Annotated in this window: 17 protein-coding genes and 1 other annotated feature; of the genes, 15 read left to right on the top strand and 2 right to left on the bottom strand. The window is 42.0% G+C overall.

The features are described from left to right. The first annotated feature begins 26 nt into the window (after window positions 1-26). The 15 genes from ACIROD_RS05140 to ACIROD_RS05070 all read left to right on the top strand — a co-directional run bounded on the left by ACIROD_RS05140 (window position 27) and on the right by ACIROD_RS05070 (window position 14,623). Complete coding sequence (locus ACIROD_RS05140) at window positions 27-425, top strand: cytidine deaminase (protein WP_101222598.1); 399 nt, start codon at window positions 27-29, stop codon at window positions 423-425. Beyond that, window positions 418-1,347 (top strand): GTPase Era, encoded by a 930-nt coding sequence (era, locus tag ACIROD_RS05135; RefSeq protein ID WP_101222597.1) that lies wholly within the window; start codon window positions 418-420, stop codon window positions 1,345-1,347. Before ACIROD_RS05140 ends, era begins: the two co-directional genes overlap by 8 nt. A gap of 99 nt (window positions 1,348-1,446) precedes the next feature. Beyond that, a complete protein-coding gene (locus ACIROD_RS05130) occupies window positions 1,447-1,590 on the top strand; it encodes a YqzL family protein (protein WP_101222596.1) in 144 nt (47 codons plus the stop codon). A gap of 33 nt (window positions 1,591-1,623) precedes the next feature. Next, window positions 1,624-2,376 carry a DNA repair protein RecO gene (gene recO / locus ACIROD_RS05125; RefSeq protein ID WP_101222595.1) on the top strand — a complete coding sequence of 251 codons (753 nt, stop codon included), beginning with the start codon at window positions 1,624-1,626 and terminating at the stop codon, window positions 2,374-2,376. 58 nt (window positions 2,377-2,434) lie between these two features. After that, window positions 2,435-2,611, top strand: a binding site (T-box leader). 97 nt (window positions 2,612-2,708) lie between these two features. After that, entirely contained in the window at window positions 2,709-3,605 is an 897-nt protein-coding gene (gene glyQ, locus ACIROD_RS05120) for a glycine--tRNA ligase subunit alpha (protein ID WP_402938461.1), read from the top strand. Then, window positions 3,592-5,661 (top strand): glycine--tRNA ligase subunit beta, encoded by a 2,070-nt coding sequence (glyS, locus tag ACIROD_RS05115; protein ID WP_402938459.1) that lies wholly within the window; start codon window positions 3,592-3,594, stop codon window positions 5,659-5,661. Before glyQ ends, glyS begins: the two co-directional genes overlap by 14 nt. A gap of 160 nt (window positions 5,662-5,821) precedes the next feature. Beyond that, the gene (gene ccpN / locus ACIROD_RS05110) at window positions 5,822-6,460 is read left to right on the top strand and encodes a transcriptional regulator CcpN (protein ID WP_034308483.1); all 639 of its coding nucleotides are present in this window, start codon (window positions 5,822-5,824) and stop codon (window positions 6,458-6,460) included. 28 nt (window positions 6,461-6,488) lie between these two features. Then, a complete protein-coding gene (locus ACIROD_RS05105) occupies window positions 6,489-7,298 on the top strand; it encodes a pyruvate, water dikinase regulatory protein (protein WP_101223470.1) in 810 nt (269 codons plus the stop codon). 513 nt (window positions 7,299-7,811) lie between these two features. Beyond that, window positions 7,812-8,267, top strand: coding sequence for a YaiI/YqxD family protein (locus ACIROD_RS05100; RefSeq protein ID WP_101223469.1), 456 nt, complete (start codon window positions 7,812-7,814; stop codon window positions 8,265-8,267). A 51-nt stretch (window positions 8,268-8,318) separates the two neighbouring features. Continuing rightward, complete coding sequence (gene dnaG / locus ACIROD_RS05095; RefSeq protein WP_101223468.1) at window positions 8,319-10,124, top strand: DNA primase; 1,806 nt, start codon at window positions 8,319-8,321, stop codon at window positions 10,122-10,124. Between the two features lie 35 nt (window positions 10,125-10,159). After that, a complete protein-coding gene (rpoD, locus tag ACIROD_RS05090; RefSeq protein WP_034308477.1) occupies window positions 10,160-11,293 on the top strand; it encodes an RNA polymerase sigma factor RpoD in 1,134 nt (377 codons plus the stop codon). A 169-nt stretch (window positions 11,294-11,462) separates the two neighbouring features. Next, window positions 11,463-12,011: a hypothetical protein gene (locus ACIROD_RS05085; RefSeq protein WP_402938456.1), complete on the top strand. Its 549-nt coding sequence runs from the start codon at window positions 11,463-11,465 to the stop codon at window positions 12,009-12,011. 206 nt (window positions 12,012-12,217) lie between these two features. Continuing rightward, a complete protein-coding gene (gene cccA, locus ACIROD_RS05080) occupies window positions 12,218-12,586 on the top strand; it encodes a cytochrome c550 (RefSeq protein WP_101222591.1) in 369 nt (122 codons plus the stop codon). Window positions 12,587-12,800: 214 nt separating this feature from the next. Next, on the top strand, window positions 12,801-13,508 hold the full coding sequence (locus ACIROD_RS05075) for a tRNA (adenine(22)-N(1))-methyltransferase (protein ID WP_402940114.1): 708 nt from the start codon (window positions 12,801-12,803) through the stop codon (window positions 13,506-13,508). Then, a complete protein-coding gene (locus ACIROD_RS05070; protein WP_260358098.1) occupies window positions 13,505-14,623 on the top strand; it encodes a Nif3-like dinuclear metal center hexameric protein in 1,119 nt (372 codons plus the stop codon). Before ACIROD_RS05075 ends, ACIROD_RS05070 begins: the two co-directional genes overlap by 4 nt. Window positions 14,624-14,671: 48 nt before the next feature. Here the strand turns inward: ACIROD_RS05070 and ACIROD_RS05065 are convergent, their stop codons facing one another. Together ACIROD_RS05065 and vrrA are read right to left on the bottom strand one after the other, a co-directional pair. Further along, window positions 14,672-15,616, bottom strand: a complete 945-nt coding sequence (locus ACIROD_RS05065; RefSeq protein WP_101222589.1) for a 4-hydroxy-3-methylbut-2-enyl diphosphate reductase — start codon at window positions 15,614-15,616, stop codon at window positions 14,672-14,674. Between the two features lie 126 nt (window positions 15,617-15,742). Beyond that, window positions 15,743-16,429, bottom strand: coding sequence for a VrrA/YqfQ family protein (gene vrrA, locus ACIROD_RS05060; RefSeq protein ID WP_402938451.1), 687 nt, complete (start codon window positions 16,427-16,429; stop codon window positions 15,743-15,745). Window positions 16,430-16,930 lie beyond the last annotated feature (501 nt).

Below are 16,930 nucleotides of genomic sequence, written 5' to 3'. Positions count from 1 at the left end.
TACTCAATTTGAAAGGAAGATGTGAATTGAATACAAAGGAATTGATTGAGGAAGCTAAAAAAGCAAGGGATAAAGCTTATGTGCCTTACTCCAAATTTAAGGTGGGGGCAGCCCTTTTAACCGCTGATGGAAAGGTCTATCATGGTTGTAATATAGAAAATGCAGCATACAGCATGTGTAATTGCGCCGAAAGGACAGCTTTATTCAGTGCTTATGCCCATGACGATAAAAAGTTCGTTAAACTTGCAGTCGTGGCAGATACCGACGGTCCCGTTGCTCCATGCGGGGCATGCAGGCAGGTTATTTCAGAACTGTGCGAAAAGGATATGCCGGTTGTTTTGACCAACTTAAATGGGGATATAAAAGAATTAACAGTACAGGAATTGCTTCCAGGAGCTTTTTCACCGGAGGATTTGAATGGATAAATTATTTAATGATACACAAGTAAAAGATTACAAATCAGGTTTCATTTCGATTATTGGACGACCTAATGTTGGGAAGAGTACATTTCTGAATCGGGTCATCGGCCAAAAGATCGCCATTATGAGCGATAAACCGCAAACTACAAGAAATAAGGTCCAAGGTGTACTTACGCAAAACGATTCACAAATGATTTTCATCGATACACCCGGCATTCATAAACCAAAGCATAAGCTTGGTGATTTCATGATGAAAGTGGCCACGAATACATTGAAGGAAGTCGATTTGATTCTCTTCATGATCAATGCGACTGAAGGATACGGACGCGGTGACGAGTTTATCATTGAAAAACTTCAATCCGTAAAAACGCCTGTTTTCCTGGTTGTAAACAAAATCGATGCGATGCATCCGGATGATTTACTTCCGATCATTGAAAAATACCAACAGCTTTACCCTTTTGCGGCAGTCGTTCCGATTTCTGCGCTTGAAGGAAATAACGTTGATACACTGCTTGAGCAAATCAAGGAACATCTGCCTGAAGGTCCCCAGTTTTATCCTGCTGACCAAGTGACCGACCACCCGGAACGTTTTATCATTTCCGAATTGGTCCGCGAGAAGGTTCTGCACCTTACACGGGAAGAAATTCCGCATTCGGTGGCTGTTGTCATCGATTCGATTAAAAAAATGGATAACAGCGACACCATTAATGTCATGGCGACGATCGTTGTCGAACGTGATTCACAAAAAGGCATTGTCATCGGAAAGCAAGGGAAAATGCTTAAAGAAGTCGGTAGCCGTGCCAGAGTGGATATCGAAAACTTATTGGGCTCAAAGGTTTTCCTGGAACTGTGGGTGAAGGTGCAGAAAGATTGGCGTAACAAAGCAAGCCAGCTTCGTGATTATGGCTTCAATGAGAGCGAGTATTAATTAACAAAATTTACGCGTCATGAAAGTTCGGAAAACGGTCAAGCTAATCATATGGTCGGATATTCATATTGCTAGTTAAAAATGAAAGGTGGGCTTTATATGTTGGATTTTACCTGGGAATTATTCTCTGAAACAGGTAATGTGGACACCTATTTGCTGTTTAAGGAGATAGAAGTCGAAAGACAGGAAAGACACTTGGTATTGAACGATGAGCTAGCAGAAATTGATTTTCCCGTTTCATAGGTTAGCCTTGGCGAGCATGGGTGGTGTCTTGGTATGCTCCAAAAATGTGAGGGCATTGTCATAAGGCGAACTGCATATGGAGAAAATAACAAAATCATTACTATATATACCCGTGAGCTAGGAAAAATCGGCGTTATGGCTAGAGGAGCCAGTAAACCTAACAGCAGGCTTTCTGCCGTCACACAGCTTTTTTGCTCCGGGTATTTTCTTGTAACTACATCAACCGGACTCGGAAGTCTTCAGCAAGGCGAAATGGTCGATTCACTCCGTTTCATAAGGGAGGATCTTTTTGCCACTGCTTATGCTTCTTATATTGTTGAATTGCTTGATAAAAGTGTCGAGGATAAGAAACCGAATCCATATTTGTATGAGTTGCTTTCGCAAACCTTGCATTACATAAACGAAGAATATGACGCAGAGGTATTGAAATTCATTTTTGAAATGAAGATGCTGCCCGTCAATGGGATTAACCCAGTGCTGAATCAATGTGCTGTATGTGGTGAAACGGAAGGGGAATTCTCCTTCTCGCTTCGGGAAGCGGGCTTTATCTGTCACCGCTGCCTGGGGAAAGACCCTTATCATTATAAAATTTCAGCTGCAGCCGTCAAATTGCTGCGAATCTTTTATTATTTCGATTTATCAAGGCTCGGAAACATTTCCGTCAAGCCTGAAACGAAAAAAGAACTGCGAAAGATCATCGATGCTTATTATGAGGAATATTCTGGTCTGAACTTGAAATCAAAAAAGTTCCTGAATCAGATTGATACGATGAAAGATATGTTTTAGGATCTGACCTATTGACATTCCTTGTTAGTTTGTATAAAATTCTAAACATCAAAATAAGAAGATTGCGTTGATGGAAAAGAGTATCTGTCATTCTCCATAAAAAGCGAACCCGGGACGGTGGAAGCCGGGATATGGATTTACAGGGAAGGGCGTTTCCGGAGCATGTTGCTTTGAAAAGAGGCCGTTTTATAAACGGCAATTAGGGTGGAACCGCGGGTATACTCTCGTCCCTATGCATTTCGCATAGGGACGGGAGTTTTTTGTTTGCCCAAATGTGATGGGTTCCGACCTGATTTTAAAAAGAGCCGTTTTAAATAACCTGGAGGTGTACGATGAATATTCAAAATATGATTTTAACGTTACAAAAGCATTGGTCTGAACAAGGCTGCATATTGATGAATGCTTATGATGTCGAGAAAGGGGCAGGAACGATGAGCCCATACACGTTCCTGAGAGCCATAGGACCGGAGCCTTGGAGCGTTGCTTACGTGGAGCCATCACGCCGTCCTGCTGACGGTCGTTATGGTGAGAACCCTAACCGACTGTATCAGCACCATCAGTTCCAAGTGATCATGAAGCCGTCGCCTGACAATATCCAAGAATTATATTTGGATTCTTTACGCGCTTTAGGGATAAATCCGCTTGAGCATGATATTCGCTTTGTGGAGGACAACTGGGAAAACCCATCACTAGGGTGTGCCGGTCTCGGTTGGGAAGTGTGGCTTGATGGAATGGAAATAACGCAATTTACATATTTCCAACAAGTGGGCGGTCTTGAGTGCAAGCCGGTTTCCGTGGAAATTACATACGGGATCGAACGTCTCGCTTCATACATTCAAGATAAGGAAAACGTATTTGACCTGGAATGGACAGATGGATTCACAGTTCGGGATATATTTGGACAGCCGGAATACGAACATTCGAAATATACGTTCGAAACCTCCGACCTTGATATGCTGTTTCAGCTTTTCACGATGTATGAAAAGGAAGCGCATCGCCAAATGGAAGAAGGTCTTGTACATCCCGCATATGATTATGTTTTGAAATGTTCACATACATTTAACCTTTTGGATGCCAAAGGTGCCATCTCGGTGACGGAAAGAACGGGTTATATTGCCCGGTGCCGTAACCTAGCGCGCAAGGTTGCCAAGACCTTCTATGAAGAGCGGGAAAAATTAGGCTTCCCGATTCTGAAAGTGAAAGGGGAGAATACAAATGAGCAAGTGTGATTTGTTATTGGAGATTGGATTGGAAGAGCTGCCTGCCCGTTTTGTGACAGCATCAATGAAACAGTTGTCAGATAAGGTGCAGCAATGGCTAAAGGAAAAAGCGATTGAATTCGGAACGGTTGAAGCTTTTTCCACACCAAGACGTTTGGCCGTACTGGTGAAAGACGTGGAAGAGTCCCAAAAGGATATCGAAGAAGAAGCAAAAGGCCCGGCTAAGAAAATCGCTTTGGACAGCGAAGGCAACTGGTCTAAAGCGGCATTGGGATTCGTCAGGGGTCAAGGAATGACTTCAGAGGACATTTATTTTAAAGAACTCAAGGGTGTGGAATATGTCCATGTGAATAAATTCATAAAAGGACAGCAGACCGTTCAGCTTTTATCTGAGCTTGCTGAAATCATCAGCGGCATGACGTTTCCGAAAAATATGCGTTGGGCCAATCAGGAGCTCCGCTTCGTCCGTCCGATTAAATGGCTGATTGCCTTATTCGGCAATGACATTGTGCCATTCAGCATTGCTGATGTGGAAACGGGCCGTGAAACAAAAGGACACCGTTTCTTGGGCGATAGCGCTAGCATCGAACTGCCGGAACTGTACGAAGATACGCTAAAAGAACAATTTGTTATGGCGAATCCAGATAAACGCCGGCAAGTTATATTGGATCAGATTAAAGAGCTTGCGCAGGAGAAAGGCTGGATCATCCCAGTCGATGAAGATTTGCTGGAAGAAGTCAATAATTTGGTGGAGTATCCAACGGTGTTATTTGGAAATTTTGAAGAAGAATTCCTTGAGCTCCCAGCTGAGGTGCTTATCACATCGATGAAGGAACATCAACGTTATTTCCCTGTTAAAGATCAGGACGGGAAACTGCTTGCTCACTTTGTAACCGTGCGTAACGGCGATGACCGCCATTTGGATAAGGTTTCTAAAGGTAATGAAAAAGTATTGCGTGCCCGCTTATCTGATGCAGCATTCTTCTATAAAGAGGATCAGAAAAAAGAGATTTCGGATGCTTTGAAAAAGCTTGACAGCATCGTTTATCATGAAGAAATCGGTACATTAGCTGAGAAAACTGCCCGGGTAACTGCCCTGACGGGTGACCTTGCGGATGCTTTGAATTTAAAGGCGGAAAAAGAAATGGCGCTTCGGACAGCGGCAATTGCCAAGTTCGATTTGGTGAGTCAAATGGTTTATGAATTCCCTGAATTGCAAGGGTATATGGGTGAAAAATATGCGCTCTTAAAAGGTGAAGCCAAAGAAGTGGCCGCGGCTATCAATGAACATTATATGCCAAGACATGCGGATGACAATGTACCGCCTTCAGTCATTGGTGCGGTTGTGAGTTTAGCTGAAAAAATTGATACTTTGTCTTCATTCTTCGCTATTGGCGTCATTCCGACCGGTTCCCAGGATCCTTACGCATTAAGAAGGCAGGCGAGCGGTGTCGTCCAAATCCTAGCGGAGAAGAAATGGAATATTTCACTAGAGGAGCTTATTGTTTTAGGCCTTAAAGGACTGGAATCAAAAGGCATCTTAAATCGTGATCTTGAAGAAGTTAAAGCGGATATGTTCACATTCTTTAAAGCGCGTGTCAAACACCTGCTTCAAGAACAGCAAATCCGTTACGATTTGATTGATGCAGTTCTGTTCAATGAGATCGGTTATATCCACTCTATCGTGGAACGTGCACATGTCTTGGATGCTAAAAAGGACGAAGCAGGGTTTAAAGAAAGCCTGGAAGCATTAAGTCGGGTCATGAACATTGCCGTTAAATGTGACAATAAGGTGACAGTTGATCCTTCTGCCTTTGAAAATGATCAAGAAAATGCGTTATATGTAAAATATAAAAAAGTGGCAATCCGTTATATGGAATCTAGAGATGAGAATGAGCGGTTTGAACAGCTTGTTTCGCTTCAATCGGAAATAGAGTCGTATTTCGAGAATACAATGGTCATGGCAGATGATGAAGCAATCCGTAATAACCGTTTATCCTTAATGAAGGAAATCAGTGATTTGGTTGCTGGTTTTGCTGCCATGAATAAAATCATCCTTACATGATCGAAGGGATGTATGGAAATCGGAAACACTTTAAATAGGGTTTCCGATTTCTTAAAAAGATAATGGTCAATAAATAGGACAAAAATGCCCTTATTAAATAATTTAGTATATAATTATTAAATGAATAACTTTTGTTACTTTACTCTGCGAAAGCAGTGGGGTGGTGATTATAATCCAATTGAATAAGCGTCAGGAGCAAATTTTACAAATTGTAAAAGAAAACGGACCGATTACTGGAGAACATATTGCGGATAGATTGAACCTTACCAGGGCGACACTTCGTCCAGATTTAGCCATTTTAACGATGGCAGGTTTTCTTGATGCCAGGCCGCGAGTGGGGTATTTTTATACAGGCAGGTCAGGTACACAGCTTTTGACCGATAGCCTTAACCATCTTTATGTACGAGACTACCAATCGATACCCGTTGTTGTTGACGAGGGCATTTCCGTATATGATGCAATCGTCATGATGTTTTTGGAAGATGTCGGAACAATGTTCGTGGTCGATAAGCATGCATTGCTTGTTGGTGTCTTATCAAGGAAAGACTTGTTGCGTGCGAGTATTGGGAAACAAGAGCTTAACTCCATTCCAGTCAATATCATCATGACTAGGATGCCCAATATTACAATGTGTTCAAAAGAAGACCTTTTGATTGATGTGGCCAAGAAATTGATTGATAAACAAATCGACTCATTACCGGTCGTCAAAGACACAGAAAAAGGCTATGAAGTAATTGGAAGAATTACAAAAACCAATATTACGAAAGCATTCGTAGCTTTGGCTGATGAAGGCTATTAGGGGGCTTGCAAAAGGAATGACGGAGAATATGAACGGTTCTATTATATATGTTGTATCGGATTCGGTAGGGGAAACAGCGGAATTGGTTACAAAAGCCGCTGCAAGCCAGTTCTCGGGATCTGCATTTTCCATAAAGAGAATTCCGTATATTGAAGATGAACAAAACGTGGATGAAGTGATATCACTGGCTAAGTTGGATGGGGCAATCATTGCTTATACTCTTGTGAAGCCAGCTATTAGAGCGTATATGAAAGCACAGGTCGAGAAAGAAAACCTGTCTGCTTATGACATTTTAGGGCCGCTCATGGACATCCTTGAGGAAAGGGCGCCAAAAGGGCCGCTTAATGAACCTGGTCTTGTAAGAAAGCTGGATGATGACTATTTCAAGCGTGTGGAAGCCATTGAATTTGCTGTAAAATATGATGATGGACGTGACCCTCGGGGCATATTACGTGCTGATATCGTCCTTGTCGGTGTTTCACGCACTTCAAAAACGCCGTTATCACAGTATTTAGCCCACAAACGCTATAAGGTGGCTAACGTACCTTTAGTGCCTGAAGTGGAACCTCCAGAAGAGCTGTTCCTGGTACCTCCTGAAAAATGCATTGGATTAAAAATCAGTCCGGAAAAGCTGAACCATATTCGTAAAGAACGATTAAAGTCGCTTGGGCTTAATGATCATGCGATTTATGCAAATGTGGAGCGTATAAAAGAAGAATTGACATACTTTGATACAATCATATCAAGGTTGAACTGTCCTATTATTGATGTAACCAATAAAGCTGTTGAAGAAACAGCCAATTTGATAATCAATATCCTTCAAAACAAAAACCGTTAATCCTTATAATTAAGGCAAATCAAAATGTGAGCTAGGCACTTTATGTGTCAGCTCACATTTTAATGCCAAGGTTCAATAGGGAATAAAAAGAATAAGTTCAAAATAATTACATAAAATTTCTCCTTGTTTCCAACTGTAAATCCTTTGATTTGCATGAAAACAAATTCGGAATTTAAATGTTGGCATCTTCTAATCAAATAGACTATAATAAAAAATTGTGAGAAAAAAGTAATCTTAAGGTTTAGACTTAATTAATAAGGAATAAACTAAAGGTTAATGAGATGTCAAGGTTTTTATCATAAAAATAATTCGACATGTTCCGTATAATTCAGGAGGGGCTGGTCTTTTCCAAGGAAAAAAGATCCGCTTTCACTTAAATGAACAGGTATTCCTTGAAGAATTATGTGTGCTCTTTTAGAGGAAACCCTCTGGATCAATGCTGAAAATTCACCATATCTTCATAAAGTTTAGGGGAGAAAAAGGATTATGCAGAAAGATGTAGAATTAGAAGGTATGAATAATAAACCCACGATACACGTCGATGCCGATGCATGCCCGGTGAAAGACGAAATCCTTCATTGTGCAAGTTTGCACGATGTTGAAGTCTGTTTTGTTGCATCATATAAAAATATGATGAATAACCCTGAAGGTAAATGGGTATATGTCGATGCAGACAAAGAAGCGGCAGATCTTTATATAGTAAACTCAGTAAAAAAGGGTGATATTGTCGTTACTGCAGATATTGGTTTAGCTGGGACCCTGCTTCCTAAAAACGTTTATGTCCTTTCGCCAAGGGGAAAAGAATACACTGACGAGAATATTTTCATGCTCTTGGATATGCGCTATCAGTCGGCGAAACTCCGCAGGCAGGGTAAGCATACAAAAGGGCCGAAAGCATTCACGAAGGAAGATCGTGCATGTTTCACAAATAAACTTTTGAAAACATTGTCGAACTTTGCAGGGAATTAGAAAACAGTATCGAATTAAAAACTATCACCAATATTGCAAGGTGGAAAAATGATAAATGGCCGTATAGAAGATGAGAAAATTAATCAAATTCGCGAAGCTGTTGACATTGTTGATTTAATTGGGGAGTATGTCCAGTTAAAGAAGCAGGGGCGCAATTACTTTGGCCTATGTCCTTTTCATGGTGAAAACTCGCCCTCGTTTTCCGTTTCAACGGAAAAACAAATCTTTCACTGTTTTGGTTGCGGGGCAGGGGGAAATATCTTTACCTTCTTAATGGATATAGAAGGCTACAGCTTTGTGGAATCTGCAAAAGTTTTAGCCGAAAAAGGAAATGTTCCTTTGGATGTTGAAATCAATAAGGATTCCAAGCGTTCTAACATGCCGGCAGGCTCGCAGCAAATGGTCGAGGCACATGACCTGCTGAGGAAGTTTTATCATCATCTCCTCGTTAATACGAAAGAGGGGCAGGATGCTCTCGAATATTTACTTAAACGCGGGTTTACTGAAGAGACTATAGAAAAGTTCCAAATTGGCTACTCTTTGGATTCATGGGATTTCGTGTCTAAGTTTCTTTTAAAACGCGGGTTTCCAGCGGAATACATGGAGCAGGCAGGGCTTATTATTTACAGGGAAAAAGACGAGTCATATTTTGACCGTTTCAGAAATAGAGTCATGTTTCCAATTATGGATCATCAAGGAAATACGATTGCATTTTCAGGAAGAGCGATGGGGGACGATGAGCCCAAATATTTGAATAGTCCTGAAACGCCAATCTTTAATAAAAGTAAAACTTTATATAATTTCCATCATGCAAGACCACACATACGAAAGAAAGAACAAGCAGTCATTTTTGAAGGCTTTGCCGATTGCATTTCAGCTGTTGGCGCAGGTGTGGAGAATGCGGTCGCTACAATGGGTACTGCCCTGACGGACCAGCATATCCAGCTTTTAAAAAGAAATACTGACCAGATACTTATATGCTACGATTCGGACTCAGCGGGATTAAACGCTGCCAATCGTGCAGTTAATATGCTACAGGACCATGAGTTTTCCGTGAAAGTCGCTCTCATGCCTGATAACTTGGACCCCGATGACTACATAAAGGAATTCGGTGAAAAAAGCTTTGTTTCTGAAGTAATAGGGGCCAGTTTAACCTACATGGCATTCAAAATGCATTATTTGCGTCGAGGGAAAAATGTAAATAATGAAGGAGATCGAATTCAATATATCGAAGAAGTCCTTAAAGAAATTTCACGATTGCCCAATGCAGTGGAGAGGGATCATTATCTTCGGCAGCTATCCTCTGAATTTTCCCTATCATTGGATGCGCTGGAACAGCAGCAGCGTCAGGTGTTCTTTACGGAACGCAAGAAGGGGACACTGCCGCAGCCAGCAGCCCAAAAGCAAATGTCCCTGCAATATGAGCATAAGTTAAAGCCTGCTCACCATAATGCTGAAATGAAGTTGATCGCCCATATGCTAAAAAGCAGGGATATGACCTTCAAAATTCAGCAATTGCTTGGACAAACGGTTTTTCATGTAGATGAACATCAGGCAATCATCACCTATTTATATGCGTTCTATGAAGATGGACACGAACCGGATACAAGCTTTTTCCTTACTTATTTACCGGATCCAAACTTGAGAAGGATCGTTTCGGAAATAGAAATGATGTCAGTGAATGAGGAAGTTACCGATAAAGAACTGACCGATTGCATAAATCAAGTGTTGAAATATGAAAAATTGTTAAAGATAAAAGAAAAACAAGTTGAAGAAAAAGATGCAGTTAGGCGAAGTGATTATGTCACTGCTGCAAAAATTGCCATGGAAATCATTAAATTGCGTAAAATGTTGTAGTCGTTTAGGTGTAAGTCCTGGAAGGAGGGGAACTAATGGCTGAAAAACCAGCACGTTCCAAACAAGTTGATAATGAATTTAGCCTTGAACAGGTGAAAGAAAAATTACTAGAGCTAGGTAAAAAACGAGGCTCTTTGACTTTAGAAAAAATCGCTGAAATGATTGGCGGTTTTGAATTGGATTCCGATCAAATGGATGAGTTCTATGAGGTGTTAGCAGAAAACGGCGTCGAAATACTCACTGATGGTGAGGAGGACGAGGATGAAGATGATCCGGATGAGAAGAAGCTTGCAAAAGAAGAAGAGTTTGACTTAAATGATTTAAGTGTTCCTCCTGGCGTTAAAATCAATGACCCAGTACGCATGTACTTAAAGGAAATTGGTCGGGTAGACCTTTTATCGGCAGAAGAGGAAATCTCTCTGGCGACGAGAATCGAAGATGGGGATGAAGAAGCGAAACGCCGTTTGGCAGAAGCTAACCTTCGTCTTGTTGTCAGTATCGCCAAGCGCTATGTCGGACGCGGAATGCTTTTCCTTGATTTGATTCAGGAAGGTAATATGGGACTTATCAAAGCAGTCGAGAAATTTGATTACCGCAAGGGATTCAAATTCAGTACGTATGCAACATGGTGGATTCGCCAAGCGATAACCCGTGCGATTGCCGACCAAGCAAGGACGATCCGGATACCGGTGCATATGGTGGAAACCATCAATAAATTGATCCGTGTCCAAAGACAGCTTCTTCAGGATTTAGGACGTGAACCTTCTCCGGAAGAAATTGCGGAGGATATGGACTTAACACCTGAAAAAGTTCGTGAAATCTTGAAAATAGCTCAGGAACCGGTTTCATTGGAAACGCCAATAGGAGAAGAAGACGATTCACATTTAGGTGATTTCATTGAAGATCAGGATGCAACTTCTCCATCTGAGCATGCAGCATATGAACTATTGAAAGAACAGCTTGAAGATGTATTGGATACTCTTACTGACCGTGAAGAGAACGTCTTGAGACTCCGCTTTGGACTTGATGACGGCCGCACCCGCACTCTTGAAGAGGTAGGGAAAGTATTTGGGGTCACCCGCGAGCGTATCCGTCAAATCGAAGCGAAGGCGCTTCGTAAACTGAGACATCCAAGCCGCAGCAAACGCTTGAAAGATTTCCTGGAATAGAATATATGCCCTTCACAGAGCCCTCTTTGAATGCCCAGCGTTCGGGAGCGGCTCTTTTTTTTAGTTTTGATGTAAAAATATCCTATAAAAACAATAATTACCAATACACTGTAAAAAATTTGAAAGCTAAGTCATAAAAAGAAATGATCATCATGAGGATGTGAGATTCATGGATGAGATGAGAAAGAAAATCATCATTCAAGAAATAAACTCCTGGAAGGAAAGTCGTATGCTTCCGGAGCAATATTGTAATTATCTGCTTGCATTATACTGTCAAGGCGAACTGCCGCCACCCAATTCGGCTAAATCCGGGAGCGTAAAAAACGACATCTTTTCCGGGTTGTTGATTGGGGCCCTTTTTGCATTTATTGTATTTTTGAATTATTTTACTGAAATACCCATAAGAATGCAAATGCTTATGACAACAATTTCAATTCTTGTCTTTGGGCTGGCGGCCCGCCACTTTGCCGGCAGGAAAATCATTTTTCAAATGGCCTTGATGGGAATGGCGCTATCTTTGCTGTTATTAACAGTCAGTTTTGCCGAATTCATGGCACCTGGTCAAGTGAGTATCCTTTATATTTTCCTGTTCATTAATTGCGGACTTTGGATTCTAATGGGCAAAAAACTGAAGCTGCTCCATTTTTCCATAGGGGGAGGCCTGGGAGCAATGGTCACTCTTTACTTTTTTTTAGGACATTCTAGCGGTTTTAATTAGTGATTTTAGGGTATTATGAAATATATGTAAGAAAAAGTAAAACTGTTTGGAAATATACATAAGTTTTTGACAATTTTAAGAAATTATATAATATCTTCTATTTTTGGGCTTTTACTTGAAACTCTTTTCAAGTAAAATAATATATAGCTGTTTGTATATAATATTAAATATGGTAAGTTTAGGTTCTACATAGGGGAGGAAATACTATGAATCGCAATCCAGTAATGCCTTTTATTATTATCATGGTTTTTGGTATTGGACTTATGTTTTTACTTTCGTTTAAAGGTTTGGGTGATGCCAAAGATCTTGCTAAGGAAAAAGAGGGCGGCGAAAAGACAGAAGAAACAGAAAGTGCCTCAGCATCACCTGAGGACATCTATAAGCAAAACTGTATCTCATGTCATGGTGACGCCTATCAAGGCGGCGTCGGGCCTGCCCTAAAAGGTGTTGGCGATCGTCTATCGGTGGACGAGGTCAAAGAAGTGATCACGAATGGACGAGGTGCAATGCCACCAGGTTTAGTCGAAGAACAGAACATTGACGCCATGGCCGAATATATTCATGGACTGAAATAATTCATGAAACTGACTCAAGAAATCGTTGGAAAGCGAACTTTTTGAGTCAGTTTTTCATTTATTCAGAAAAGGAAGATTCCAGATGGAAAGTTTCTTCTGCCCACTGATAGAAAGAGTCCTTTCTCCTTTCTGTAATTTTTCGATTGAACTTGGTATAATCGAATGGGAAACTAATTATAGTAAGAAATTATTTGAATTAAGAGAGTTGATAAATATGAATCATGAAAAACTATCGATGAGATTAGAACGTGTTGCCATACATATACCAAAAGGAAGCATCCTTGCAGATATAGGTTCCGATCATGCTTATTTGCCGTGCTATGCTGTGACTAACGGCTTGTGTGACAGTGCAATAGCCGGCGAAGTTGTAGAAGGGCCATATCAGTCAGCACGCAAGCAAGTTGCAATGACGGGGCTTGGGGACAAGATAGAGGTCCGTAAAGGAGACGGGCTTGAAGTATTGAAACCTGATGAAGCGACTTGCATTACGATTGCAGGCATGGGAGGGACTTTAATATCAAGTATATTGGAAAGCGGAAAAGGGAAACTGGGCAGGGCAGAAAGGCTTATCCTTCAGCCAAATGTCGGTGCAGCGAATGTTCGCAGCTGGCTAATGGAAAACGGCTGGGAACTTATTGAAGAGGAAATCCTTGAAGAAGATGGGAAAATCTATGAAATCTTAATTGCCGGAAAAGGGGACCCGCTCCGCCCTTATCTGATAAACAAGCAAGCAGGCCTCACGTTCGGTCCATACTTAAGAGAGCAATTCAGTGACATTTTCATAAAAAAATGGCAGCTAGAGAAAAAACATTTGGAGAGAATCATCGAACAATTGGATGAAAGCGGAAGAAGCGGACTGGAAACGAAGCGCAATGAATTAAAATCCCAAATTTCCGTAATTGAGGAGGTGCTTAAAGGGTGAAGACAGTGAATGGTCACAAAATCATTGAAACGTTTGAACAATTCTCCCCAAAGCATTATGCGATGGAGGGAGATCCGATCGGGCTGCATGTCGGTCAGCTCAATAAGCCGGTTACTAAAGTGCTGATTGCCCTTGATGTGCTGGAAGAGGTTGTAGACGAAGCGATAGAACATGGCGCGGAATTGATCATCGCCCATCATCCGCTTATTTACCGACCATTGAAAAGGATCGATACAAACACTGCTGGAGGCCGCATCATCGAAAAGCTGATCAAACATGATATCGCTGTTTATGCTGCGCATACCAATTTGGATGTCGCTAGGGGCGGAGTAAATGATTTACTTGCCGAAGCGCTGCAATTGCAGGACACAGAAGTATTGATTCCAACTACCGAGACAACTCTAAAGAAATTGGTCGTATATGTTCCAAAGACCGATGCACAAAAGGTGAGGGAAGCCCTAGGTAAGGCAGGGGCCGGAGCGATCGGGAATTACAGCAATTGTTCGTTTTCCGGGGAAGGTACCGGACGCTTCTTGCCAGGTGATGGCAGTGAGCCGGTAATTGGCTCCCAAGGAAAGCTTGAAGAAGTAGCTGAAATGCGAGTCGAAACGATATTCCCGGAAAATATCGAAAAGAAAGTACTATCTGCGATGATCAAAGCCCATCCATATGAGGAAGTTGCTCATGATATATATAAACTGGAGAATAAAGGGGAGTCTCTTGGCTTAGGGAAGATCGGTGTACTTCCTGAAGAAATGACACTTGAACAATTTTCCGAACATGTGAAGCGGACACTTGATGTTGAAAAGGTGCGTGTCGTTGGAGATTTGCAAAGCCCAATCAAAAAAGTGGCAGTGTTGGGCGGAGACGGCAATAAATACTTTACAACAGCGAAGTTCAAGGGAGCTGATGTATACGTTACGGGTGACATGTATTACCATACAGCGCATGACGCGATGATGCTTGGATTGAATATCGTGGATCCAGGCCACAATGTTGAAAAGGTGATGAAAAAAGGGGTGGCACGAATCCTTGAAAAAATGTGCCGCGAAAAGAGCTACGATGTGGAATTCATTCCATCCCGGCTGAATACAGACCCTTTCCAATTCATTTAAATAACACGAAAAAGGCAGCCATTAGTGGCTGCCTTTTTTTGTGTGAAATCATTTCTTCACTTTAATTTTAGGTAAAATTTTATGCAATGGCGTTTTCTTTTCGGTATTCCAAGTCGATTCATCACTTGCTTCATATTGCTCTAGAAATGCGATAACTTCCTTCGTGATCGGAGTTGGTGTGGAAGCCCCTGAAGTGACGGCAACCGTTTCTGCATCTTTTAGCCATTCAAGATTCAGCTCGGAAATGTCAGCGATCCGATAAGCGCTCGTGCCGGCAATCTCTTGGGAAACTTGTGCAAGGCGGTTTGAATTATTACTCTTGGGGTCTCCGACTACGATTAAAACATCAGCTTCACCAGCTTGCTCGGCAACCGCTTCTTGGCGAACCTGTGTCGCTAAACAAATTTCCTTATGGACTTCTGCATGTGGAAACTTTTCCTTGACCTTATCCATGATATCCAATACATCCCATTGGCTCATCGTTGTTTGATTGGTAACAATGATCTTATCACTATTCAAAGTCAAGGCTTCCACATCTTCATCCTTTTGAACCAGGTGAACTACATCAGGAGCAACTCCGACAGCACCCTCTGGTTCCGGATGGCCTTTTTTGCCAATATAAATGATTTGATAGCCTTCCGCTTGTTTTTCCCGAATTAAGTCATGTGTTGCGGTAACATCGGGACATGTAGCATCAAGCGTAACAAGACCTTTTTTCTCGGCGATCTTCCTGATCTCAGGTGAAACGCCGTGAGCAGTAAAGATGACGGTTCCGCTGTCCACCTGTTCGATGATATCGTTGCGGTTGCTGCCGTCCAGCGTGATGATGCCTTCTTCTTCAAACGCATCCGTCACATGTTTGTTATGCACAATCATTCCTAAAATGTAAATGGGACGTGGCAAGGTTTTATCTAAAGCCGCATTACGGGCGATGACCATGGCATCGACAACGCCATAACAATAGCCGCGCGGGGAAATTTTAATCACTTTCATCTATGTGTCCTCCTTCAAGGCAAGAAACTCTCACTTTTTATACCTTTCTATTATATAAGACCATAGATGATATTACAAAACATCATATTTACATAAAATCAGTTATTGGTAAATTTCTTGCAGCCTTTAGATATAAAGCTTTGGACCGGATGACCTCTCCCTTTTGGTTTCGGTATGGACTTGGGCGATAGGGTTAGCTTCTTTAGCTTTTTCTTTTTTCTTCGAATCCGTTTGTACCACACTGTTTTTTTGTACCTCAACATTTGGCTCGCTTTCAACGGAAACTCCCTGATCCTCGTTATCACCGGCTGATGAAATGCTCCGGAAAACTTTCCACATGGAAGGCAGGTTTTTAATCACTGGTCCGTATTGTTCCACCATAGGTGTGAATTGTTCCGCCGCTTGCAATACTTTTTGCGTGTTGGAAAGCATGTTATTAAGGGACTCTGGGTTTTTTAATGTTTCTAGTATACCGCCTCCGCTGCTTCTTGAAGAACTTTGATTAGAGGTACCGGCTGGCGCAAACAAATTTGGCGCAGATGCTTTTTGTTTTGACTTACCGAGTATTTTTGACAATAACCCTTCTTTCTTTGCTGGCGGCATCTCCTGCCGCTGCGGTTGGTTGAAGGGACCGCGGAAACCTTGAGGTCCCTGTGGCATCTGCCCTCTGTTTTGTACCATCGGCCGCTGCATCTGCTGATAAGGGTGGGGGATTTGCGGTGACTGTCTCAATGGAGCAGGGTGCTGCTGCATCCTTCGGCCATTGGGTGGCTGAAAACCGGGTCCGGGTTGACGATTTCTATTTGGGAACATAGGTTTCACCTCCTCAGATTTTATATGCTGGTGTAATCTTCTATATAAATTATGCAACTCGACAAAAAAGGTTTGAGGAAAGAGTGACTGGGCAGTTGTGAAGTAACCGGAAAGAAGGTAAGATGGTAACGGTAGTCTTTTAGCTCCATGTCTGCGGGGGATACGCTATGACCAGGACAGGGGCTTTTCGTTTGCAAGAGTCCATTTTAAGAGAAAACCTCAGCGCTTGCGCTTTTGTTAAGTAAATGGGTCACATTGAAAAAAGTAGATGGCCTGCCCCAATATGGGTCAATCCCTATTTTCTTCACGAGCAACCCAGGCGCTTGCGCTTTTTGTGTAATCCAGCTTCAGCGCCTAGCTCGTTGTGAAAAAGATGATTGCCCTCATAAGGCAAAAAGCGCCTTATGGGTCAATCCCTATTTTCTTCACGAGCAACCCAGGCGCTTGCGCTTTTTGTGTAATCCAGCTTCAGCGCCTAGCTCGTTGTGAAAAAGATGATCG

This window comes from Peribacillus sp. NPDC101481 (genome assembly GCF_044767165.1).
GTDB lineage: Bacteria > Bacillota > Bacilli > Bacillales > DSM-1321 > Peribacillus.
This window is presented reverse-complemented; position numbering and strand designations above follow the sequence as displayed.